Annotated in this window: 1 protein-coding gene; it reads left to right on the top strand. The window is 42.6% G+C overall.

Going from position 1 to position 336, the window contains the following annotated elements; genetic code table 11:
* Positions 1 to 297: calcium-binding protein (locus ACIR131C_RS27125; protein WP_479723998.1), on the top strand; the 297-nt coding region annotated here is incomplete at its 5' end.
* Positions 298 to 336: the final 39 nt, after the last annotated feature.

Genomic DNA, 336 nt, shown 5'->3' with positions numbered 1-336 from the left:
GGCTTAGGTGCTGATACCCTGACTGGTGGCTTAGGTGCTGATACCCTGACTGGTGGCTTAGGTAATGATACCCTGACTGGTGGATTGGGTAATGATACCCTGACTGGTGGATTGGGTGCTGATACATTTGTATTCAACAGCAAATTTGAAGGCATTGACATTATCAAAGACTTCCAGCGAACAGAGGGTGATAAAATTCAGGTCAGGAAAATTGGATTTGGTGCTACCTCCTTGGATCAGTTCAGCTATAACTCTGCCAATGGTAATTTGTCCTTCCAGGGGAGTTTAGCTAGTTAAATATTTGCCAACTAATACTAACTAATGCTATACTTTTCT

It is taken from the genome of Dolichospermum circinale AWQC131C (genome assembly GCF_000426905.1).
Classification (GTDB): Bacteria; Cyanobacteriota; Cyanobacteriia; order Cyanobacteriales; family Nostocaceae; genus Dolichospermum; species Dolichospermum circinale.
The sequence above is the reverse complement of the archived record's forward strand: the minus strand, read 5'-3'. Positions and strand labels throughout refer to the sequence as shown.